The organism is Caldivirga maquilingensis IC-167, assembly GCF_000018305.1.
GTDB lineage: Archaea > Thermoproteota > Thermoprotei > Thermoproteales > Thermocladiaceae > Caldivirga > Caldivirga maquilingensis.
The window spans coordinates 177951-202536 of the sequence record NC_009954.1 but is presented as its reverse complement, the minus strand read 5'-3'; the positions used below and the strand labels follow the sequence as shown (position 1 = coordinate 202536).

The following is a 24586-nucleotide window of genomic DNA, read 5'->3' as shown; positions in this document are numbered from 1 at the left end:
AGGCGAATCATGTTAACTCCCCATTAGCTTGATTTACTGCAGGCTTCAGTTAACTTAGGGTGATTAATAGTCATAAGCCTAGCCGTGTATTGGGCATTGGTGCATTGAGCCTTACTAAATGACTCACCCCTAACCCAGGTAGCTAACTCACTGGGTAGTTTAATCCTGGCTAAATGCCTAATAACTGAGGCATTACCATGCGTCCTAGCCATGTAGCTAAGTACCCTATGCACCGCGGATTGATGCAGGGTAAAGGCTCTATAGGGGCTGTAGTATGGGTTAAAGTAATTGTGAACATCCTGAGGTGCACCATGTTTAGTTGACATGTAGTAGAAGTGGTCACTAACCATGAGTAACCTAACGTAATTCCTCAGATACTCATCACCAAGCTCCTTAACTAAACCGTGAAGCATAGCCACTTGGTTAAACGACGTCCACTGCATTTCATTGCCAATCCACGCTGAGGTATCCTTCTCAGCATCAGCCCACGATATTACTTCATTAACGTTAAGTTCATATGATGATGACACGTACCCCTTAACCTCACTTGGCGCTATGAACCTTATGCCTGATTCATAAGCATGCCTAAACATCCACCTCAGGAACTCAAATATTCCCGACTCCTCAGGCATGTGTTCACCGAAGGTCTCCATGTCTAACCCAATCATTACTAAATCACCCCATGTCGCCCTTAACCAAGCAACGTACTTATCGGCAGTTAACGGGTACTGGTCCCATGACTTATTCGTAAACCTGAAACCAACATCATCGGAAAGCCTATAATGCCTAAGCAGGAGCAGTAAGCCGCTTGGGCTCTTGTAAAGGTAAGTTGGCTGCCTAAACCCAAGAACCCTCTCCACACCCTCGGTTAAGGCTACCTTAAACCCCATTTCTGAAAACACCCTACCAACATCATCACTATACATGAATTCAGTATTCTGCACAGTAACAGGTCTCTTCCCGGTTAACTTCTCAATTAAATTAACATGCATCATAACCTGCTCCCTGAATTCAGCTTCATCAATTAAGTAAGCTAAGGAGTGGTAATAGGTTTCAGCCACTGGCTCAGCGGCATCATCATTAATTAAGTTAATTAACTTCCCTAAAACCTCCGGGGCCCATTTCCTCAACTGTTCAACCAATACCCCAGTTATACTAATCGCAAACCTGTAGCCGTATTCCCTATTAGCCTCCTTAATAATATCAAGAACCTTACTGTAGGATCTAGCTGCAATCCTACTTAAAATAAGCTTATCAAGTTCATCATCGAATAAAAGGTCAAGGGGTTCCATTGAGGATTGATAATGAAGAAGCCTATTAAGTCTCCTAGGTTGATGCATCTCCATGAAGAATACGATGTTTTTAACCATGTTAAGCATACTCCACCGGTGGTTTAGTGTTTTATGCAATATGCAGTAGCCTTATTTAATCATAGATTATTCAAATACTATTCACTACTCAATTAAGGTGTTGCATTAAAAATGAGGCAACTACACGGAATTATCCAAAGGGGGTAATCCGTGGAATGTTTATGAGGTTAACTTGCCTTACCCTCAATGTTAACTGGAATTATCGTGACTATACCTGGTTTAATGGAATCCAGTAGATCTATGTTAGAGACCACTATTCCAAGTGGATTAATTCTAGTTCCTATCTGAGTATCCTCTGTTGCCAGGATTAACTGCTTGGTATTAGGCCTATAGCATAACTCCCCTCTCCTAGCCTTAACCTCGAATGTTTCCGGTAATGAACCTAAGTCAAGGGGTATTGTTATTAATGATCCTATCCTAGTGAATGGTGTTGAAACAGGTAATGCATTCAGCAACCTGGTTGCAGTTATGGGGGACCTAGCCATATCCAGCCTCACCACTACTTCACCATTCTGGAACTTAAGCACCACAGCCTTTGACTGCACATTCACTAACTGTAAGCCTGCTGTTTAAAAACACTTAGTCACCCATAAATACGGCGATTCAAGCTGTGGTTAAGAAGAGCTTTAAACTAAAGTTCAATGTTAAGCCACCTTATTAATTATTAAGGAATTAGTAGAAGCCTAAGGTAAATACAAGTACTAATGCAACTACTGTTACCTGAATGATTAACCCTCGGTTAATAAGTTAGCCTTACCGAGAGACTGAGCGTGGTAATGCTTCTACATTGTTTTTCTCAAAGATCCTTGTTTAATTAGGATCCCTGCACCGTTACCATCATGCCTCATGTACTCATTAATTGAGTTAAGTCTAAGGTTAATTATTGAGGGTGCTTATATTAACTTTAAGTCTTCATTCCGTCCGTCTCTCATCACTCCTCAGGACCAACGCGCTTAATCACCAGCACTGTTTAATTCACGGGTTATTTTAAACTTGCGCATAGGTTTAAAAACATGAGCATGCATCAGTAATGGGGACTCCTCCTGGAGACCTGGGACCCAGGCCTATGAAGGGTCGAGGGGCCCCTTTGCTCCCCTCACGCACTACTATGTACTAGTCATTGAACCTAATATCTTATTATTACTAGAAACGTTAATAAGGTAGCTACTCATGTGGTTGCTATTGGGTGGTGTTAATGGGTGCATTAACAATATCAGCCAAGTACCTAATAGAACTTGGCTTCGAGGTACAAGGCACCGTGGATAAACCAGACATAATAGGTGCCTTATTCAGTCAAACAGAGGGTCTACTGGGCTCTGACTTGGATTTAAGGGAGCTTCAAAACACCAGTAGGATTGGTAGGATTGAGGTTGAGGTTGAGCATAGGGGTGATAAAACGGTGGGTAAGGTTTACGTGCCATCAAACCTGGATCACTATGAGACTGCTTTAATAGCTGCAATGCTTGAGACTGTTGATAGGGTTGGTCCATATAACGCCAAGTTCCAGGTTAATTCAATTAAGGACTTGAGGAGTGAGAAGCGTAAATTAATAATAGATAGGGCTAAGGAGTTGATTAAGCTCATTGAGAGGGAGACCATACCTGATACTAAGGAGCTTATGGATAAGTTCCTCGGTGAGGTTAAGCAGGGTGAGGTTGTATCATATGGTCCAGAGGGCTTACCTGCTGGGCCTGATGTAGAATCCTCTGATACAGTAATAATCGTTGAGGGTAGGGCTGATGTAGTTAACTTAATTAAGCATGGTTATAGGAATGTAATAGCCATAGAGGGGGCTAGCGGTGGTATACCTAAGACTGTTATTGAGTTAAGCCGCAGGAAGACTACAATAGCCTTCACTGATGGTGATAGGGGTGGTGAAATGATATTAAGGGAGCTGCTTAAGGTGGCTGACATAGATTACATAGCCAGGGCTCCACCAGGTAAGGAGGTTGAGCAGTTGACGGCTAAGGAGATTGCCAAGGCCCTCAGGAATAAGATACCTGTTGAGGAGTATATTAACCAGTTAAGTAAGAAGGATAGGCAAATAATTGAGGAGAGTAAGAAGCAGATTGAGCAGGCTCAAGTCCAACCATCAGCGGCACCAACATCCCCCCAGCCTCAGCCTGAATCAACGCAACCCACGCAGCCTATTCAACAGGTCCAGGTTACGCAGCAGACGCAGGTCATTGAGGTTCCTGCCCAAACTCAGGGTCAGGTTCAAGTAACTACCATGCAGCAATCCACTCAGCAGACTCCCCAACTACCCACCAGTGTTGTTGATGAGATTAATAAACTATCAGGTACACTGGAGGCTATAATATATGATAAGAACTGGACGGTGTTGAAGAGGGTTCCAGTTAGGGATCTGCTTGATACCCTTCAGCAGGTTAACGATGCGTACGCCATTGTTTTCGACGGGGTAGGCACCCAGAGGCTTGTTGATGCTGCAGTTGGTAAGGGTATTAAGATGCTTATAATGACTAGGATAGGTAATATTGCTAAGGTACCGTCTGATATGGTTATTTTAACGTTCAATGATATTATTAATAAGTAACCTAATTTTAAAACCAATATTTAAAACAATAGTGAATTAGCAGGTGTTTTAACCATTTCAAGTACCTTAACCTTAAGGTCCCTTACAATATTCAACGTATTATTCATCATTGAGTCAACCTCCTCAGGTGTGAAGTAGCCCTCACCCTTCTGTAATGCAACAATGTTCTCACCATCCGAAGCCACGGTGAATCTACCATCACTCATAACCTCCTCCTCCAGGGTTGGATCAACTATTAGGTACTTGTCAATCTTATAGTATGTTACAGTTAGCGGCATGTTCTGGGGATTAATGTTTAACGGTATCTTAGTTGACTTATCTAGTTTAACGTTCTCACCATCAATAATAGCCCTTGGTACCTGCGCATTGGCAATGGCTGAAACAGCCGCTAGCATTGAGGAGTCTATTAAGTTACCGTCATGGTTAAGGACATATATGTCCACCCACATTGAGTAAACAGACTTACCTGGTATTATGACTAAGTCCCTTAAGGGTATGTAATTACTGTGCCTAAGCGCCCTATCAATGATCCTGGCGATCTCAATGGCGTTCTCATCAGGTGGACCGGGTTCAAAGGTTGGTGCAGCCAATGGTGGGGTCTCCAGGTTCACTATTAGGTTACCTTCATTAGGCGTATCCTCAAATGGCTTACCTAACTCAAACTTAATGCCTGCTATCACCTTAGTATTGCCTAGGTTAACTAGGGCGCTGCCGTCAGCGGTCTTAATAACCCCAACCCTTATGGTTAAGTCCCTCATACTGATTAACTGCCTGTCATCAGGTCTCTTACCCTCGCTTATCAGTCTCCTTAAGGTATCCCTCCTGAGGGATGGTATTATTTCAAATGGGTAACTGCTCATTGTTGAATCACCGCCATGTATCTTCCCTTTAAAACCTCCCTCATATTCCTATAAATGTTTTCAGCGGCCTTAAAGGCTAATTCAAGACCCCTCTTAACCTCACTGGGCTTCCACACCCCATCAAGCTGCATTAAGAGTACCCAATTCTTCCTATACGCTATGGCTATGGGTAAGTCACCGTCTCCGTAATTATCCTCAAGCTTATTTAAATCAACAATAACCGTATCATTAATCTTACCCACAGATACCCCAACAACAAGATCCCTCATTGGTATGCCTGCATCAGCTAAGGCTAGGGACGCTGCCGTTATTGAAGTAACCCTAGTGCTTCCATCAGCTTGAAGAACCTCTAGGAAAACATCAATAGTTGACTTAGGGTACTGCTCCAGAAACACCACTGTTTCAAGGGCCTGCTTAACAACCTTACTAATCTCAATCTCCCTCCTAGTTGGGGCCGGGTTCTTCCTATCATCGGTACTGAAGGGAGCCATATGGTACCTAACCCTGACAACGGCCTTATCCGGTACAGTTATGTACCTTGGTATTGGTTCCCTAGGCCCATACACAGCGGCTAAAACAACAGTGTTACCGTAAGCCACTAGGGCGCTACCATTGGCATTAGGCAGTACACCAACCTGCATTGTAACTGGTCTATGTTCTTCAGGCAATCTACCATCAACCCTCTTACCATCAGTTAGCAAAGGTATGGGTGACTGCTTCGCCATCTTGAAACCACTCTTTGACTAGCATTTAAACATTTTTAAGGATTAATTAAGCAACGCCATTAACCTAAGAGAGCAGTGGCTCCAGGTGAATTACGTGTAATTTAATTGAGGTTAATGCAGTATCATAACATCATGATTATGCCTAGGATCTAAGTCATCTTTACTGGTTATAGGTAATTAATATTCATGCTTCTAAACTGATTTGAAGGAAATTATTCCCATGAAGCCTACATTATAGTAACCTGAGGGTACTGTGCTTAATGGTCTTAACGTAAAGCTTAAAATTAAACCTAGGCACTAGATGTGGGGATTATTATTGGTATGGAGCCTAAACTTAAGGAGAAGTCATGGGATGTGAAGAAGGAGCTTGAGTTACTTGAAATTTGGGCTAAAGAGGGTGTTAATGGTAAGGGGAATTACGGTGAGAAGATAATAGTAATAGATACTCCACCACCATACATGAGTGGTAGGCCCCATATAGGTCAATTCGCAACCTATGCTCAAATGGATATGATAGCTAGGTTCCATAGAATGAGGGGGTATTTCGTAGTGTTTCCATGGTATGCGGATAGGAATGGATTACCAGTGGAGGTTGAGGTTGAGAAGAGGCTTGGTAAGAGGATGCAGGACATACCTAGGGCTGATTTCCTGAAGCTATGCAGGGAGCAGTTGGATGAGTATGAGAGGGAGTGGGTTAAGGTGCTTAGGAGATGGGGCATATCGGCTGAATACATACCCAATGGGACTGATAGCGTTGAGTACAGGACAATGACTCAATCAACATTCATAGAAATGTGGAATAAGGGGTTAATCTACGAGACTGAGAGACCAACAATATGGTGCCCTAGGTGTGGTACAGCCTTAGCTGAACCTGAGGTTGAGTATCGTGAGGAGGATACTCACTTAAATTACATTAAATTTAAGGTTAAGGAAACAGGCGAGGACTTAATCATAGCGACAACAAGACCTGAATTACTTGCAGCCACGGTGGCAGTAGCCTATAATCCAAGTGACGATAGGTACGTTAGGTTAAAGGGAATGCATGCTGTGGTTCCATTATTTAACCAGGAGGTTCCAATAATACCTCATCAATCAGTTAAGGTTGAGTTCGGGACCGGGGTGGAGATGATAAGCACCTTCGGTGACACTAGGGATTTAGCCATAGTTAATGAACTTAGATTACCGACTAGAATAGTCGTCACCCAGGATGGTAAATTAAAGGGGACTGGTAGATACGATGGATTGAGTATAAGGGAGGCTAGGGAAAGAATTATTAAGGATCTTGAGACAGCAGGCTTACTGGTTAAGAGGGAACCCCTTAAGCACACAGTGCCCGTTTGCTGGCGTTGCAAGACACCGATTGAGATAATAGTTACTAGGGAGTACTTCGTTAAGCAACTTGAGTTTAAGGGCGAGCTCCTTAAGGTTATTGATGAGATGACCTTCATACCGCCTGAATACAAGAGGACACTTATTGATTGGGTTAATTCACTTGAATTCGACTGGCCAATAAGCAGGAGGAGGTATTATGGAACCGAGATACCGATATGGTATTGTGTTGACTCAAACGGCAACGCTAAGCCAATACTACCTAACCCAGGTAAGTACTATAGGCCGTGGGCTGATGAACCACCTGAGGAGGTTAAGGAGAAGTGTAGGGATGGTAAATTAATAGGTGATGATAGAATACTGGATACTTGGTTCGACTCATCAATATCATGGATGTATGCCTCAGGGTACACTAGGGATAAGTCACTGTTCAAGGTTGCTCACCCAAATAAGATAATTAGGCCCCAGGGCTATGAGATAATAAGGAGTTGGCTATACTACTCAGTGTTAAGATCATTACTACTGTTCGGTAAACCACCGTTTAAGTACGTTAGGATTAATGGCATGGGGCTTGATGAGAAGGGTGAAGCAATGCATAAGTCTAAGGGTAATGTAATAGATTCCCTAGCCCCAGCTGAAAAGTACGGCGCCGACGCCGTTAGATTCTGGGCTGCTGTTGCCGGTAGGCTTGGTTATGATTATAGGTACAGTGAACACATTGTTAAGACTGGCAGGGACTTCGTCACTAAGTTATGGAACATAGCCAGGTTCATCTCCCAATTCCCGGAGGTTAATGATAACTATGAATTAACACTACTGGATAAGTTAATATTAAATGAACTAAATAGGGTTACTAGGATTTACATAAATGGATTAAGCAACCTGGATACCTATGAACCAGCCACCGTGGTGTATGAATTCCTGTGGCATGTCTTCGCAGACCACTACATTGAGGCTGTTAAGTCAAGGGCATATAACCGCGACGGCTCCTTCACAGTAACTGAGCAGAGGGGGGCGTGGTTCACGCTACATAGGGTTTTGGATTACTCAATTAAGATGCTTGCCCCAATAATGCCATTCGTCGCCGACGCCATTTGGAGGGGTATTCACGGTGGAAGTGTCCATAGGGAGACCATAAGTGACCCTGAGCCTTACGATGAGCCAATGGGCAAGGTACTTAGGTTATTCATGAATGTTAACAGTGCAATATGGGGTTATAAGAATAAGATGAGGATAAGCCTAGCCGAGAAGCTGAATGCAGTTGTCTACGCTCAACCCGACCTTGAACCATTAAGGAAGGAGCTTGAGGCAATGCATAAGGTAAGCTTCAGTTTCACTAAACCCCCACCTGAGGCGGTGAGTATTGGTGAGGGTGTTTACATACTCATGGTTAAGAATCAAGCCTCAACATAATTAGAATAGTGAAGCGGGTTAAGTATATTAAATACGTGAACTTAAGCTCATTATGCTGAGTGAAGATGCCTTAAGAAAGTATAGGCAGGCTGGTGACATTATTCACAAGGTGCTTAAACACACCATTGATAAGGTTCACCCAGGTATGAGTATACTGGAGTTATGTAATATGATTGAGGGTGAAATTAGGGATAGTGGTGCCTTACCAGCCTTCCCAGCTAACATTGATGTTAATAATGTTGCAGCCCACTACACTGCTAAGATAGGTGATGAAGCGGTAATACCACCTAACTCAGTGGTTAAGATAGATGTGGGAGCCCACATTGATGGATACATCGTTGACTCAGCTGTCACAGTATACTTCAATAATGCCTACTCAATGCTAACTAAGGCTGCCTGGACAGCCCTCAGGAATGCCCTTGATACAGCTAAGGCTGGTGTTGAGTTAAGTAGGATTGGGGCTATTGTGGATAAGACCATTAGTAGCTTCGGCTTCAAGCCCATTAGAAACCTAACAGGCCACTTAATAAGTAGGTACAGGTTGCATGCAGGTAAGTCAGTGCCTAATTACGATGATGGTAGTAGGGTTAAGATGCTTAATGGTGAAGTATACGCCATAGAACCCTTCGCAACCAATGGTAGAGGTATAGTTACTGATGCCCCTGAGGTAACAATATACATGCTGTTGAAGACTAATGTTAAGAAGCTTACCGAGGAGGCTAATTCAGCATTAAACTACATTTCAAGGAACTTTAACCAACTCCCCTTCACCCCTAGGTGGTTGGTTGAGGAATTTAAGGATAAGACAATGAGCATTATTAATGAGCTTACTAGAAGGGGTGCCTTATATGGGTACAATGTATTAATGGAGAGTGGTAATGGTTTTGTGGCTCAATTCGAGGACACGGTAATAGTGACCCAAGATGGTGTAGAACCCTTAGCCAAAGTTCTTGAGTTAATTAACTAAACTACCTATTACCCACTGGCCTTCCAAGAACCTTAGCTAAACCACGCTTAATCCTCCTTGATCTACCGTAACCACAGGCAGCGCAGTAGCCTTTAACAATATTGTAGGAGTGTCTACCGCACCTAGGGCATCTGATATGCGTCTTACCCCTACTCATCCTACCAAATGATGGAGTACCCTTAGTCATTGACTTAACCTTCAGGTAAGTGTTTTAAAGGTTTACGTTGTAATCTAGGTGATTGATGAAACCTGGCATGGCTGATTATTGATGTGGTTAGAGTTAACTGAACTAAACGTAACCATTCTCAGCAAGCTTACTAATAAACCAACGCCAAACACGCCCTGAGAAGCCACTATACATGATGAGTAGATAGTATAGGACTGATGCCGCTAATTCAATTAAACCAATGCTTAAGGTGAATCTAGAAACCTCATTAACCGGTATTAAACCTGTGGTAATCATTATGTTCTCCATAGCCAGTGGTAGTAGGAATAACCCAGCTAAACCATACATTAGACCAAGTAGAATCAGAACCTTAACGCTACTCCTGTGTAGACTATCCTCAATTAAACCCCTTGATTGAGGTAGTTTAGCCTCAGCCATTATTATCCATGAAGTGGGTACGGTTAACGGCGGCATGGAGATTATTGAGAATGCTTCAAGAAGTACTAATGGTGATTCAGTAACCAGGAATAATACCAGTAAGTAAGCTATAATGGGTGTTAATAATGCGTAGGTTACTATTAGCCTTGAAAGCATCCTAAGCCTAACGTAAGTTAACCCATCCATAGCCATGAAGTTAATCCAAGGCCTCTCCTGAGCCAACGTGCCACCGAGTATTGATGTATGTATGTATGCTATAAGGAAGCCAAGTAGGTAAACTAGGAATTCAAGGCCTCTCATTATGCGGGTGGTTAAGGTTAATGTAATGATAGTTAAGGTTACGAACGTTACTATTGATGCTGATAATGCTATCTTGAAGCCTTGCTTAACTGAAGTATTAAGTATAATCCTGAATATTGAGGAATTAAGGGGAAATGAATCACTGGCTTTACTTAACTTACTCTTAGGTTGCGTTAAAAGACCGTATGCATCAATGTACATTAACTTGGTTAAACTTAGGATGGGTATTGATGTGAGTGCAATTGCAGCCAGCAGTATGGGGGTTAGGGTAATATTGCTCATGTTGAGTAATGGGTTTAGGCTTGGGTTAATTAATGATGAGGCAAGTAAGTATGCTGAAGTAACAGCGGGTATTGTCACATCAATGTAGTGATTATTAGTTCTTGGTATTATTAAATTAAATAAACCTAGTAAGGTGGATAACAATACTACGTTAACTACATATATGATAACGTACGTAATTAACATTAATGCATTATGAATACTCATTAGCGTTAATAATAGGGAGAGCAATGAGCCAAATGTAATAATAAGTGCATAGGGTATGATATAATCAATAGTTAACTTAATGGCTATTAATGCATTAATGTTAAAGGGACTGGATAATATGAAGTCAATCTCAGTTCTAGTTAATAATGCTGATAATGGCTGTGAACCAGGATCATGAATAACAATCCTACTTATAAACCTCCTTGATAATGCATTAACAGTAAGCATTATCGAAAGAAATAGTGACACGTAAATTGGATACGATTCCGCAGCAGTTTGAAGCATCCTAATTGATTCATCACGAATAATAAACATGAGAGGTAGTATAAGGAGCATTAGCATTAAGATAGCTGAGGTATACATAATTATCATACTCCACTTACTATATCTCTCCCTTGCGTATAGACTAAGTAACTTAATCAGTACTCTAATTCTCGTAGCTAAGGTACATAAACTGAATTGTAAAAGCCTTTCCTCATCATTAATAGTCCCTTATCTGGTGTATATGTTTAAATATGCTGAAGCTCAAGTATCACAGTAGGTAATTATACCTTCATTAATTTACCTATCTAATAGTTAATTATGCTTTATAATGTAAGTGGAATAGGTTTATACCTAGTTTAAGCTAATTATACGTATATTGCGAAAAAATCTTTAAACCAGTAAAGAATAACCACCCATGGATACCGAGGATTCATTAATAATAATGCTTACATTAAGGTTAAGGGGTAGAATGGGCAGGTATCACTTAGTTGATTTACTTGGAATAGGGGAAGGTGTAATTAAGGATAGGTTAAGGGAACTTAAGGAATCCGGGTTAATACAAACTTCAAGATCCGGTTCAATATTAACCAACGATGGGGTTAGGGAATTAAATAAATCACTCAGTGGCTACGGTATAGTTAATATTCAGGAAGTAGACTTGACACCAGTATTTGGAAGGAAATACAATTACTGTGTTATGGGTGGATTAGTGAAGTGGTCAAGTGGGATCAGTATTATTGAGTTAAGGGATATTGGTGTGAAGAATGGTGGTGATGCTGTCTTAATAATGCATGTGAACTGCACTAGTGTGGACATACCTTTAACGGATCTAACAATTGAAAAGTTTAGTCTTGAACTGGCATCAAGAATTAAGTCAACGTACCCCTGTGGTACATACGTGATTGCGGTTTGTGGAAGAACACTATACTACTCATTAAGGGGATTAATTGAGATTGCTAAGGCAGTATCAATGGTTCAATTGAATCATGGCTTAAATTAAGAATCATTAACCAGGAATTAACGTAAGATGAGGGAAAACTATTTATTAGCGATGCATTACAAGCGCTGGTGTTTCAATACTCATAGAATTGCATTAAGCGTAGTGATTGTGACGGCTTGGATTACGCTCATACTAGCTCTAGCTCCCTATGCTCCATCCGCATTTAAGATACTGGTTTACAGTGATAGTAAGGTGCTTCCACCTTGGACGGAGGCGTCATTAGCCTCCAGTATAGTTAATAGGTATTTAGGGAACCAAGTAGGCTTAGTTGTGATACCGGTTTACGTAGGTAATATTAATAATTCACGTTACGTACTCAGCACTATTGATGATGAATTAAGGTCTCTTAACTTAACTTACTATGATTTAAACAGTATTTATGATAAAGTTATCAACCGTTACTACGCCATTACCAATGAGACAGTGAAGGAGTATTTAAGCAACTACACCGGTATTATACGAGGAATTTACGCTAATGAATCATTATTATGCAGTGAACTGTATAGTATTAGTAATGAATACTACTCCACACTTAATAATTACACATTAACAATAAGGGAATTCAGCGGCTTCTTCACATTATTCATGAAGGCCTTCTTCACAAACTTATCCACCGTGGATTACTCATACTCAGTATGGCAGGTTATAAATGAGACCGGGCAAAGCCTACTTAATAATGGTAATTACTCAAGTTGGCTTAAGCCATACTTACTATACTTCATTAAGTCATTGAACGACTCAGTGGGTAGCCTGCCTATTTACGGCTTAAACATAAGCTTGATTAAGGAGTCTCTCTCATCATCATACTACTCAACGCTGATTAAGATAAATAATACCTATGTACCAATATTGAGGAATTTAACTAAGAGTAATCCACTGGCTTTACCCATGATTGCCCTGGGTCCTAATCCCCCAAGAACCCTTACCGCTAAGTTAGTGGCTTCATGGTTCATTAACTCAACACCACCACTGCTTAAACCATACCTAATTCAATTAGCGTGCACCAATGAGTCTCAGGTAAACACGACAATTAGTGAGCTTAACTCATCATTAAGCTTCGTGGTCTCATCAATATACAAGAAGCCAGCCTACTCTTATGCAAATAACATTACCAATGGTTCACTATACTCAAATGGATATGCCTTGGTTATAGTTAACTCCACTAATGATTTAGAGATTAATAACTTATTCACTAATTATGATTATGTTTACCCATTCTCAACCAACATAGTTCTAAGTCAATTATCGGAAATAATAGAGAAGGATGTGCCGATGATTGATGAAGTCAGTGGCGCCTCAGTACTATTAATGCTACTCTTCGTATTAGGTACATTAGTGGCGCCTATAATCATATTAATAATGCTCATCCTATCCTACGGTGCGGTACTTGGGGTCGTTTACTTCCTTGGTAAAATGGGGTTAACGGTATACTACCTAACAGTCTACATGATATCACCCATAGTTTTCGGCATTGGGGTTGACTACAGCCTACTTGTTATTGGAAGATACCTAGAGGAGAGGAGAAAAGGTTTCAATACGTCACAGGCCTTAGAGACTATAATGCGTTTCACGATACCAACCATACTAACCTCAGGTAGCGTTGTAGCAGCTGGCTTAGGCTCATTCGTAGTCTCCAATTACCAGTATATTCAAGTAATTGGCTTATCATACATAGTTACGGTCGCCTTCGTCATACTTGCAACAACAGTGGTTTTACCATCATTAATAACGTTAATGAATGATAGGATTCTATGGCCAATGGGCCTTAAATCATCTACGAGGGAATTAAGCACAAGGGTAATTATTAAATTAACCAGGTTCTCACTGAGGAGACCTTGGTTAATCATTGCAATTGCCCTAATACCTACTGTCCTCTCGGTTCTCTTCATTATTAGGAACCCAGTTACCTCGAACCCCCTCCTACTGATGCCTAACGTTAAGTCAGTTTACGCATACAGGATCCTGCAGCATTACTTCCCTAATTACGTTAAATCAACGCAATACGTGATCCTTGAACCTAATAATGCTGAAGCCTTACAATCATTGGAAAACGCCATTAGTTCCCTCAACTTCACCATGAGCGTTAACTTGGCTTATAATTCATCATCAATCGCCATACTTAAGGTAACCACAAGCTACAATGCCCTCTCAGACAAGTTGATACCAGTTTACGTGAGGCTCACAAGCCTAGCGAACCAGGTAGCTAGTGAATACGGTGTTAAGGTAATTGTTGGTGGTGATGCTGCAAATAAGTACTACTTCGTTAAGGTTTTTGAGGATCAATTCTACTATAAGATAAGTATACTGATAATAGCATTAAACATACTACTGCTCTCCCTAGCCTTAAGGAGCCTGGTGGTTCCCTTAAGGCTACTGGCCACGGTAATGATTAGCATCTCCTGGTCACTTGCAGTAAGTCAATTAATATTCTATAAGCTACTTGGAGTTGAGACCTACTGGCTACTGCCGATAATACTCTTCGCGCTCCTTACAAGCGTCGGCACTGATTACGACATATTCATAGTAACGAGGGTTAGGGAGGAGGTTATTAAGGGTAAGAGTGACCCGGAGGCAATATTGACTGCTATTGAGAATACTGGCCCAATAGTTACTGGGGCAGCCTTAGTGTTGGCGATAGCCTTCATGAGCCTCATGGTTTCGCAACTATATATACTTAGGGAAATAGGGTTCACGGTTGGTTTAAGTGTCTTAATGGACGCATTCCTAATAAGGCCAGCTGTAATGCCTGCAATAATGGTTCTAGCGGGTAAGTATAATTGGTGGCCATCAAGGATAAGCAGTGATCAAAGGGCAGTAATACCAGTTCAATAATCCTGCATTAACGCGCATTTAATTCATTAGCCACGTTAAGTTAATAATTAAGTACCCTAAATGAACCACTGGTAGTTGATTAATGATTACTTGGGTTGGGATTGATGACACTGACACATATGATAAGGGATGCACAACGTATGTAATGTATAATATGCTTAAGGAGTTCCTTAAAACTAAGGGTGAATGGAGAATAATCACATACCCCCGGTTAATTAGGCTTAACCCAAACGTACCCTTTAAGACTAGGGGGAACGCTGCGGTTTCAGTAGGCCTTAATGTTGATGATCCAAGGGAAGCATTAGAGCTAGCTGAGTGGGCTGTGGATGCGTACTCACATAAGATTGGTAAAACTAGCCCAGGCATAGTGGTTTCAATAAGTAATAATGAGCATTGGATATATTGGAAGGCCTTAAGTGATGTAATTCCCCTTAATGCAGCGGTTAAATGGATGAGTAAGCTAGGTGTAATTTACAGGGGTGGTAGAGGGGTTATTGGAGCCTTAGCCTCAGTAATGGCTGACTTAAGCCAAGACTCAACCCTAGAGCTACTGGCCTACAGTGAATCAACCCCAAAGCCGAGCATACCCATTGATCTTGTTAAGAAGCTGAATGATTCAACAACTCCATTAACCTTCGAGAACGTGAGCGGTGACTATGTTTTAATACAGCCTCATGGAAACGACCCAGTGATATTTGGGATTAGGGGTGATTCACCATACCACATTATTCACTTCGCATCAATGCTTATTAATGAAGTGGATGTTGAGCCAAGGTGGTTAATCTACTTAACAAACCAAGCCACTGGCCATCATCTTAACAGCATCATGAATAAACCATACACCACTGGTTACGTTGAGGGTTCAGTAAATGAAGTGAGGCTAGTGCAGGGTGGTAACATTGAGATCAGGGTTAATTCAACACATGTCTTCTCATATAGGCACTATGGGTTTAAGAGCATTGATAAGGCCACTTACCTAATAGCCTACGGTGGATTTAAACCAGGAGTGAATAGTCTAGACTTATACATGGAGGGTGGTGTTGCATTAATGCTTAATAATATTGTTAAGAATCCAAGATGCCCAAGGTGTGGTAGTAACCTTGAATCCACAGGTAGGGTTGGGTTACTTAAATGCCCTAAATGCGGATTAATTACCGGGTTACCTAGGCTAATGAACTACACCAGTGAGTTTACCCTGGAGGAGCCAAGGGAGGCTGAGGTTAGGCACCTTCATAAGCCCACTGCTAGAATAGGCCTTGAGGGTTTAGTTAATGTGTTTAATAGGCCTTCCTTATGGATAATTTAAAAACTACCCATTGAGGGTTAACTGTGGCTGAGGAAACAAGGGTGATAACATTTGATGTGTATCAGACGGTGCTTGAGTATGGGGATGCGTTGATTAAGGAGATTGGGGAGGCGATAAGTAAGTACTATAGGGAGGTGGGTTACTCTGTGGATTCAAGCGTGGTTACTGATTACTATAGGTTAATGGAGAGGGAGGTTAGGGTTAACAGGATCATGAACCTACTATACACCCCACCCGCCGAGAACACTAGGAGGTTGGTTAAGAGGATTGGGCAGAGATATGGTATACCGTTCTCAAATAGGCTTGTTAATGATGTTCAAAACGTTATAGCGGACACCGTGGTTAATTCACAGAACATTAAAGTCATTGAGGGTGTTGAGGAGGTGTTCAGCATCCTTAAGGAGGAGGATTGGTTAGTGGGCATAGTTTCAAACGTCATATTCTGGCCCGGTAGAGTATCTAGGGCACTCTTAACTAGGTTTGGCTTATGGAGATTCATAGATTACGCAGTCTTCTCAGATGAGGTGGGTTACCCAAAACCACACCCAATAATATTTGAAACACTCATAAACTCCCTGATCGGTGATAGGGTGCCTGACGTAGTTGCGCACGTGGGTGATAATCTGCAGGAGGATTTCGTTGGAGCATTAATGTACGGTATAGTGGGGGTTCTCTACGACCCAGGCGGCGTGTATACTCCAGTTAACTCCAGCCCCTATGAGGCCATTAAATGTAAGGCATATATAATAAGAAGAACAAAGGACGTCCTCACGCTAACAGATACTTTGACTAAATGCCGTTAAATGAAGGGGATCAGCGGTATTCATTGGTTCACTATACTTGATCCAATACTGCGCCTTAACCAGCGGGGATTAAGGTTAACTTAAGTGGTTTAAATACCATAAAGCATTTTAAGGCCTGTCTCTAGGGCTTAATCATGCCTAAGGTTTTTGATGTTGGGAGAGTATGCGTTAAGCTGGCGGGTAAGGAGGCAGGGAAAATGTGCGTTGTAGTTGATATAGTGGATGAGAGATTCGTCATTGTTACTGGACCCAAGAACCTAACTGGTGTTAAGAGGAGGAGAACCAATGTTAAACACCTCGAACCAACAGAGTACAGAGTTGAGATAAGTAAGGGTGCTTCAGATGAGGAGGTGACCAAGGCCATTGAGGCAGCTGGGCTCGTTGACATTATGAAGAAGGGTGTTCAACCCAAGCTATTCATGGTACCTACAGTTAAGGTAACTAAGTGAATGATTACTTAAAACCCACCGGTAAGTACTAACCTCTTCCTAATCCTGAATTAGCAGTTTCCCTAAGGTCTTGGAGGTTACGCCTCTTATTGGTGATGCTTAATCATGAGACATTGATGGCTTCTTCATTATTGTTATTACTTTCCATCAGCCTTCCCCATTATACTTAAGGCACTGTTTAAATCCATGTAAAGCTATTGACAAAAAATAAACGGCAAGTCTCGCCCCTTTAGGTTTGGGTAGTTTAAAAGTGAGGTGCAAATATTCTGCATACCCCGAGTCCCATGGAGGGATCAAGGTGATTGGATTGAAGGCCCAGCCGCCTGTTGGGCAAAATTTAAATAGTGTATTAACTTTTAACTGCATGTATGAGTGTTGATGGAACTTCAATTATAATACTTAAGGATAAACCAGATATTAATGAATTATTAATCAAAACTCTCAAAATATCCACTAATAATATTATTAATGGATTAAAAAACCTTGGAGAATGCAGTAATGAAGAATGCATTAAGTATGCTGAGGAATTTATTAACTCACTTAGTACTGACATTGAGTATCTCGCCAGTGCATACACCATGAAGGATCGCAATTATGAAACTTACATAAAAGCACTTATTAACACAGCTAAACAACTCTACAGTATTTTCAAATTCCTAATTGATAGGGGATTAATTTCAAGTGAACTACCGAGCTACATCGATAAATTAAACCCAGATGAAGCGGAGGATTATGAGGAGCTCATTAAGAGGGTGAAGATGATATTTAAGTTAACCCCATGGGTAATAAGAAACGTAGCATGCAAGGCCTATGCTAATGGTAATCTAAACGAGAATAACTCCATCGCGTTATTACTAATAGGTGACTACTGGGACTACCTACTCAGGGGTAGAGTTAGTGATGCATTAGCATTCATGGTATCATCACTCCTGGTACTCAACAACAAGTACAAAGAAGCCCTGGAACTACTACAATCACATGAATTAGCCACTGAGGACGGCTTAAAAATAATACTTAAACTATGTAGCCTATATGTGAAACTCTATGAATGGGGAATCACGCTGTAGATACATCTTAGATACTAGCTTAATAATTGACTTCATTGTTAATAATTTATTAAATAAATATATAATATCAGAGGGAAATGTAATAAATAATTTTGCTAGTTATATACTTGATATTTTACGTAGAGCGAAAATTAGTGAAATATGCATTATTAATTTAATTGCATATGAATTTTTAAATAAAATTATTGATAAAATAATTGAGATAAAATTACCAATAACTGAATTACAAAAAATCAGCAATAATGATGTTGAGTCTTTCATTGACAGAATAAGGGATGATTTTATGAATATTGGCTTTGGCTACATTAATGTAAGCTGGTCTGATATAGAACTTGCTTCAAATATTTATAATAGAATAAGGCATAAGATCCCTAGGAAAGAGAGAAAGACCTTAATTCATAAGTTGGGTATAGGTAGAGATTTACTTTATTTCATAATATCATCTCGTAACAATGCTATGTACATAACTAAGGATGAGAATTTCGTAAAAGGATTGATCTCAATAAGAAATATGCCTGATTTAGATATTTCCTATAACGAGGAGGAAGAAAGGTACGATTTATCCCTTTTAATTAAAAATTATGATGTTAATATTAAAGATAAAAATATTGATAAATGTATGATAAAAGGTAAAATTCAGTTAATAAAAATAATAAATTAAAAATCATAGAACTTCTAGACCACTTCTGAGATTTAGATTATTACGGATTTAATTACATAAGAGGTTTGGTAACCTGGCCGGGACTTGAACCCGGGATCTCCCGCATGCCAAGCAAGCATCCTTTCAGGCTAAACTACGGCTCTTATGGAGCGTTGCTGTATGTTGGTTACATTGATTTGTGGTTTTAGATTCCTTGTTCTGTGATGTGACGATTAGTTAGTAGTTCTTGTTTTGTGCCTTATATATAATGATATTTTCTGTTATAATGTTTTATTTGTTTTTATCATAAATAAGATTTATAATTTGTAATAAATTACAAAGATTATAAAGTAATATTTATAAATCTAAGTTAAGGACATTTCTTAACTAGTCAAAGTGATAACATACATAGCACCTCTTTGGGTGGGATTTCCCTTTGGGTGGTTCATTGGTTTTTGGTAACATCATAAGCCTTTGCCCGGTTCAGCCTCGGGCTAAGTCTAAAGTCCATTACCTCTATCTCTCCACGGGAGTAACCTCATTAACCTCACTTCCCATGTCATGGAGACTCAGGGCTATGGTTTTCGCCAGTATGCGTATAAACTAATTAAGTTTTTCATCCACAAATTTACCTCAAACTAACCCACTAGTGCGAGGAGGTCAGGGAATAGGCACTCACTCGTAAACCAGGGGGATTCATTGAGGGAAGGAGTGTGATTAAAGAAGTTTGCTCAGATGATTTAAAAACGTCTATTATGAAAGGGGCATGATGTTTCTTTTTTTAAGGTAGGGAAGTCTCCTTTGAACCCCTAACTTTTATAAAAATCCTTCAAAGGGAAGGAGACTGTGGTTTATGTTTAATGTACTTAACTGTAGTGGTGAAAGGATCATTAAGGTTAAGGTGGATGAGGGTACTGACCCAAGGTATGGTGTTAATCCTTATGAAAGAAGGATTGAGGAGTACATTAACTACGGTTTCATAATCCTTGATAAACCAAGGGGGCCGACTAGTAGTGAGGTTGTTGCATGGGTTAAGAAGCTGCTTAATATCAGTAAGGCTGGGCACTCTGGTACACTTGATCCAGGGGTTTCTGGGGTTCTCCCAATAGCTCTGGGTGATTCAACTAAGGTATTGCAAGGTATAAGTAATGTTGATAAGGAGTACGTGGGTGTTATGCTCCTTCACTCTACTGTGGATCAGGAGAGGGTTAAGGCTGTCTTCAGGGAGTTCACGGGTAAAATATATCAACGCCCACCCCTCAAGAGTGCTGTTAAGAGGAGGATTAGGGTTAAGACGGTTTATAGCCTGGATATAATGGAATTCGACGGTAGGTACGTTTTGTTTAAGGCTGATGTTGAGTCAGGGACTTACATTAGGAAACTATGCTACGATATTGGTGAGGTTTTAGGTGTTGGTGCAAGCATGAGGGAGTTAAGGAGGACTAGGGTCGGTTGCTTCAGGGAGGAGAATACAGTTAACTTGAATACGTTAAGGGAAGCTTACTCACTTTGGAGGGATTACGGTGATGAATCACTGCTTAGGAGGTTAATTAGGCCTGTTGAGGAAATGGTGATTCACCTACCTAGAATCTACATTAGGGACTCCGCAGTGGATGCAATAGCCCACGGTGCATCACTGGCGGCACCGGGGGTTGCTAAGGTTGAGGAGGGTATTAGGAGTGGTCAATTAGTAGCCTTAATGACGCTTAAGGGTGAGTTAGTGGCGTTGGCTGAATCCACTGCCTCAACTAATGAGATACTTAACATGAATAGGGGGATTGTAGCTAAGCCAACTAGGGTTATTATGCCTAGGGGTGTTTATCCATCAACCTGGAGGAGAACCAGTAAGCAGGCCACGTAGCCTAATTAGGAGCCGTACCTCCTCCACGTACCCTTAATCACCCACACGGGCTCCTCCTCATGGAATGGTTCCATACCCGTGAATCTCAACTCATCCAGTAACCTCTCATTAACAGTAACACCAAGGCCTGGCTTACTGGGCACTGTATGGTAGCCTTCATTAAGCTTAAAGGCATCACCAATTATGTCACGCTTCCATTGAGGCCAAAACTCGTAGAAACTCTCCTGAATCAGTATGTTAAAGCTGCTTGCATCAAATTGAAGAGTGGCGGCATGTTGAATGGGGCCAAAGGCATTATGCGGCGCTAGCTCTATACCATAGGCCTCGGTTAATGCCCTAATCCTACTCATCCCTGTGAAGCCTAGGGCATTGGTTATGTCTGGTTGAAGAACGTCCACAAGCCCCCTTTCAATTAACTGGAGGGCCTCCTCAATACTTATAATCCTCTCACCAGTGGCTATCCTAACCCCTGTGGCGTTCTTAACCTTACTAAGCCCCTCCATGTTTAAGTCAGGGTGAATAGGTTCCTCAATGAATAATGGTTCAAAGGGCTCCATTGCCCTAACCATCTGCACAGCGGTATTGACGTTGAACCTACCGTGAACCTCAATGAGGATATCAACATCCTTACCCACAGCCTCCCTAACAGCCCTAACCCTCTCCACAGCCTCCTCTAAGCCAGCCTTATCCATTGAGTCAAAGTATGGGCCGAAGGGATCGAACTTCATGGCCTTAAAACCCATTGAAACAACCTCCTTAGCCCTCTTAGCGAAATCCTCAGGTGTAACACAGTCCGAATACCAGCCGTTTGCGTAAACCTTCACCTTATCGTTAATTAAACCACCAATTAACTGATACACAGGGGCACCGTAGTATTTGCCTAATATGTCGTGGAGAGCAATATCCACTGAACTATATGCCGTGGCTGACTCAAAGGATCTACTAATATAGAAGTCATGCTTATACCACTCCCTGAATATATAACTAACCCTAAATGGATCCTTACCAATAACCAGTCTTCTGACCTCCTCAATAGCCTTAATAACCTGATTAACCCTAAGTGTTGGAACGGCTTCACCGTAACCTACCTGCCCATCAGATGTAGTAACCTTAACTATTATTGAGACAGAGGCCCATGGACTTGCCTTAGCAGTCGCTAAGTCACTAACCGGGTAGACTTCCACATCCTTAATAGTAACCATAACTAGAGTCTGCAAACCCCAATATTAAGCATTACTACGTGATCACTAATGTTATGAATTAAGAAATTCGTACTTAAGCATCAAGAAAAGACTCTTAAGTTATCCAAACCTAGTCATCCTTAGAGTATTAATGAAGTTACTTGGAAACTTTCCAAATATTTCATTATTATCAATGATATGTCTTAGGAGAGGCTTCTATTGGTTTAATGGTTCAGCTACAATGCCCTTCACTGCTTGGCATGTTTACACCTACTTCTACATTAAGGTTAAGGCCTTTTAAAAGCCATGCATCACGTATTTACCCCCATGGTCTATTTGAAAGTGGACCATTAATAAATTGAAGGTAATGAATATGAGTGAAACATATTTATTTGGTCGGAAGAACATGGCACCATACTAATCACTTAGTCTCTTCTACCTAACGTACACTTGTTTAATGCATGGTCTCAAGTGTTCTTAATGTCAATGACTGGAACTATTATGACCTAACAATAGTGGGAATTAGGCACTACCAGTAATACGCAAACTCTAGTGTACATAATGACTTGGCAAGATAGATCACCTATGCTATTCCCTCAGGGGTGCATTTAGGTATTGTTAATAGTACCGGTGAGTATTCAACGTTAATGATACTGATATACGGCATGAGAAGGTAAAAATCGGTTTTCTTAATTATAAATAAGTAATTTATGCTAACTTTAGCCTTAGGTTTTTAAGTGGTATTGTATTGTGGTGTTGGGGGTTTAACTTAATGATGGATGATTACGTTAACTCATTGTTAAGGATGATTGGTTTATCTAAGTATCAGCTTAGGGTGTACTTGACCTTGGTTGAGAGGGGGCCTTTAACGGCTGGTTTAATAGCGAAGTACGCTGATGTGCCTTCATCTAAAGTTTACAGTGTTTTAAAGAGCATGGTTAGGTTGGGTTTGATTGATGTTGATTCAGGTAAGAGGCCTGAGGTTTTCGTGGCTAAGCCACCTAAGGAGATGTTTAATATTGTGGTATCTAGGATTAATGATATTGTCGAGAAGGCTAAGCCCATGATTAATACCCTTCAGATGATTTATGAGGCTTCAAACCAAAGGACGATTAAAGCTAGGAGTGAAATGCTCTTCACTGTTAAGGGGCTTCAGAACACTAAGAATTTAGCCAGGGTGATTATGCTGGGTAATGTGAAGGAGGTTAGTGTTGCAATACCATATAGCCAGCTTCTTGATGATGAGGTTGCCTCAATGATTATTGAGGCCACGGAGAAGTCTGAGGTTAAGTTACTTGTTACAAGGGATCTAGTTGATTACGCTAAGACCCTACCACCCAGGGTTAGTCTTAGGGTTAGGGATATGATGTTCGGCGCAGGCTTCATTGGGGATGGAGTATTATTAACTATTCAATATGGTGCCGACTACCTATCACTATACTCCACTCAGGAGTATATTATTGAGATAGCTAAGACGTACTTTGAAACCCTATGGAGGGAGTCAGAGCCCATTAATAGGTAAGGATTAATACGGGGAATACACCTACTTCCTGATTATTCTCTCCATTACCTCAACTAGCCTAGGGGCTGGGTTATTCATGGTTACTGACGCTAACTCCTGCCAATCAGGACTACCGTTAACCTCAAAAATCACGTACCCATCAGGCCCCTCCCCAACATCAACACCAGCGTACGTTAATCCAAGTACCTCAGTGGATTTAATGGATAATTCCTTAAGCTCCTCATCAATCTTATCACATGGCTTACCGTAAGCCCCCTGGGCAATGTTGGTTTTCCACTGACCATCAGTTGCAACCCTAAGCATGCATCCGAAGACTTCACCATCAATAACCATGACTCTAATATCCCTGTTAGGCTTCTTAATGTACTTCTGAACATATATTGGTTTCTTAACCACGAGAAGTGACTTAGCCACTTGGAAGGCTATATCAGGGTCAGTGATCATGACTGAGCCAAAACCCCTGGAGCCTTGAACAGGCTTAATAACAACCTGACCCATGCTCTTAGCCGCAGTGTAGGCCGTTAGTAGGCTTTCAGTGGAGACTGTTGAGGGCACTGGTATCTTGTTCTTGGCTAATAGGGCAAGGGTCTCTATCTTGTTCCTGGTCCTTAATAAGCCATCAACAGTATTTACCAGTACTGTACCAGAGTCCTCAAGGGTCCTCAATACACTAACCCTGTGGAAGAATTGCTCAACATCTATTAGGAAGCCTATGCTTCTTAGGAAGACCCCATCAATAGCCACCTTATTATCACCAACAACTACACTGACATCACTTCCATCAAGCTTTATTGATAATCGTGAGATTGAAATATACTTAGCCACATGCCCCTTAGCCCTAATACTGTAGTAGAGGTCCCTATTACTCCTACTCGGTATAGGTGCATCCGCCACCACAGCCATTGTGTAAGGTATATTAAATCACCATGAAATCGCCTATGAAATGGCTTTTAAACTTTTAACCAATCATTAAAAATAGGGAACCCTCTTCAGTAAATGGTATTATTGTAAAGTATTTTATTTACATTTATTGACACTATAATGCATTTA

General features: G+C 41.0%; 21 protein-coding genes. 13 read left to right on the top strand and 8 right to left on the bottom strand.

Going from position 1 to position 24586, the window contains the following annotated elements:
• Positions 1-23: 23 nt before the first annotated feature.
• Both CMAQ_RS00885 and CMAQ_RS00880 read right to left on the bottom strand, forming a co-directional pair.
• Positions 24-1370: a glycoside hydrolase family 57 protein gene (locus CMAQ_RS00885; RefSeq protein ID WP_012185240.1), complete on the bottom strand. Its 1347-nt coding sequence runs from the start codon at positions 1368-1370 to the stop codon at positions 24-26.
• 167 nt (positions 1371-1537) lie between these two features.
• Positions 1538-1921, bottom strand: a complete 384-nt coding sequence (locus CMAQ_RS00880; protein ID WP_012185239.1) for a hypothetical protein — start codon at positions 1919-1921, stop codon at positions 1538-1540.
• Between the two features lie 644 nt (positions 1922-2565).
• On the opposite strand from CMAQ_RS00880, the gene dnaG reads away from it, so the two are divergent.
• Positions 2566-3924, top strand: coding sequence for a DNA primase DnaG (gene dnaG / locus CMAQ_RS00875; protein WP_012185238.1), 1359 nt, complete (start codon positions 2566-2568; stop codon positions 3922-3924).
• 20 nt (positions 3925-3944) lie between these two features.
• On the opposite strand, the gene rrp42 is transcribed toward dnaG, so the two are convergent.
• On the bottom strand, positions 3945-4784 hold the full coding sequence (gene rrp42, locus CMAQ_RS00870; RefSeq protein WP_012185237.1) for an exosome complex protein Rrp42: 840 nt from the start codon (positions 4782-4784) through the stop codon (positions 3945-3947).
• Complete coding sequence (gene rrp41 / locus CMAQ_RS00865) at positions 4781-5509, bottom strand: exosome complex exonuclease Rrp41 (protein WP_012185236.1); 729 nt, start codon at positions 5507-5509, stop codon at positions 4781-4783. Before rrp41 ends, rrp42 begins: the two co-directional genes overlap by 4 nt.
• Before the next feature lie 321 nt (positions 5510-5830).
• Between rrp41 and CMAQ_RS00860 the strand changes: the two genes are divergently transcribed.
• Both CMAQ_RS00860 and map read left to right on the top strand, forming a co-directional pair.
• Positions 5831-8251, top strand: coding sequence for a valine--tRNA ligase (locus CMAQ_RS00860; RefSeq protein ID WP_012185235.1), 2421 nt, complete (start codon positions 5831-5833; stop codon positions 8249-8251).
• 52 nt (positions 8252-8303) lie between these two features.
• Positions 8304-9218: a type II methionyl aminopeptidase gene (gene map, locus CMAQ_RS00855; RefSeq protein ID WP_012185234.1), complete on the top strand. Its 915-nt coding sequence runs from the start codon at positions 8304-8306 to the stop codon at positions 9216-9218.
• Between the two features lies 1 nt (position 9219).
• On the opposite strand, the gene CMAQ_RS00850 is transcribed toward map, so the two are convergent.
• Positions 9220-9405, bottom strand: coding sequence for a 50S ribosomal protein L37e (locus CMAQ_RS00850; RefSeq protein ID WP_012185233.1), 186 nt, complete (start codon positions 9403-9405; stop codon positions 9220-9222).
• A gap of 102 nt (positions 9406-9507) precedes the next feature.
• Positions 9508-10926 (bottom strand): hypothetical protein, encoded by a 1419-nt coding sequence (locus tag CMAQ_RS00845; protein ID WP_048062582.1) that lies wholly within the window; start codon positions 10924-10926, stop codon positions 9508-9510.
• A 364-nt stretch (positions 10927-11290) separates the two neighbouring features.
• Here CMAQ_RS00845 and CMAQ_RS00840 point away from each other — a divergent pair, with 364 nt between their 5' ends.
• The 8 genes from CMAQ_RS00840 (at position 11291) to CMAQ_RS00800 (ending at position 20833) form a co-directional block, all read left to right on the top strand.
• The gene (locus CMAQ_RS00840) at positions 11291-11875 is read left to right on the top strand and encodes a hypothetical protein (protein ID WP_012185231.1); all 585 of its coding nucleotides are present in this window, start codon (positions 11291-11293) and stop codon (positions 11873-11875) included.
• Positions 11876-11983: 108 nt separating this feature from the next.
• On the top strand, positions 11984-14707 hold the full coding sequence (locus CMAQ_RS00835; protein ID WP_198002081.1) for an MMPL family transporter: 2724 nt from the start codon (positions 11984-11986) through the stop codon (positions 14705-14707).
• Positions 14708-14789: 82 nt separating this feature from the next.
• A complete protein-coding gene (locus CMAQ_RS00830) occupies positions 14790-16013 on the top strand; it encodes a TiaS agmantine-binding domain-containing protein (protein ID WP_012185229.1) in 1224 nt (407 codons plus the stop codon).
• A 23-nt stretch (positions 16014-16036) separates the two neighbouring features.
• Positions 16037-16816 (top strand): HAD family hydrolase, encoded by a 780-nt coding sequence (locus CMAQ_RS00825; RefSeq protein ID WP_012185228.1) that lies wholly within the window; start codon positions 16037-16039, stop codon positions 16814-16816.
• Positions 16817-16950: 134 nt separating this feature from the next.
• Entirely contained in the window at positions 16951-17265 is a 315-nt protein-coding gene (locus CMAQ_RS00820) for a 50S ribosomal protein L14e (RefSeq protein WP_012185227.1), read from the top strand.
• Between the two features lie 368 nt (positions 17266-17633).
• Positions 17634-18332, top strand: coding sequence for a hypothetical protein (locus tag CMAQ_RS00810; protein WP_012185226.1), 699 nt, complete (start codon positions 17634-17636; stop codon positions 18330-18332).
• Positions 18310-18993 carry a hypothetical protein gene (locus CMAQ_RS00805; RefSeq protein WP_012185225.1) on the top strand — a complete coding sequence of 228 codons (684 nt, stop codon included), beginning with the start codon at positions 18310-18312 and terminating at the stop codon, positions 18991-18993. Before CMAQ_RS00810 ends, CMAQ_RS00805 begins: the two co-directional genes overlap by 23 nt.
• Positions 18994-19825: 832 nt before the next feature.
• Complete coding sequence (locus tag CMAQ_RS00800; protein WP_012185224.1) at positions 19826-20833, top strand: RNA-guided pseudouridylation complex pseudouridine synthase subunit Cbf5; 1008 nt, start codon at positions 19826-19828, stop codon at positions 20831-20833.
• Positions 20834-20838: 5 nt separating this feature from the next.
• On the opposite strand, the gene CMAQ_RS00795 is transcribed toward CMAQ_RS00800, so the two are convergent.
• A complete protein-coding gene (locus CMAQ_RS00795; RefSeq protein WP_012185223.1) occupies positions 20839-22035 on the bottom strand; it encodes a mandelate racemase/muconate lactonizing enzyme family protein in 1197 nt (398 codons plus the stop codon).
• Between the two features lie 130 nt (positions 22036-22165).
• Here CMAQ_RS00795 and CMAQ_RS10615 point away from each other — a divergent pair, with 130 nt between their 5' ends.
• Complete coding sequence (locus CMAQ_RS10615; RefSeq protein ID WP_156769800.1) at positions 22166-22315, top strand: hypothetical protein; 150 nt, start codon at positions 22166-22168, stop codon at positions 22313-22315.
• Positions 22316-22786: 471 nt separating this feature from the next.
• Complete coding sequence (locus CMAQ_RS00790) at positions 22787-23536, top strand: TrmB family transcriptional regulator (protein WP_012185222.1); 750 nt, start codon at positions 22787-22789, stop codon at positions 23534-23536.
• Positions 23537-23557: 21 nt separating this feature from the next.
• Here CMAQ_RS00790 and CMAQ_RS00785 read toward each other — a convergent pair whose 3' ends face one another.
• Positions 23558-24439, bottom strand: a complete 882-nt coding sequence (locus CMAQ_RS00785) for an ATP-grasp domain-containing protein (RefSeq protein WP_012185221.1) — start codon at positions 24437-24439, stop codon at positions 23558-23560.
• Positions 24440-24586: the final 147 nt, after the last annotated feature.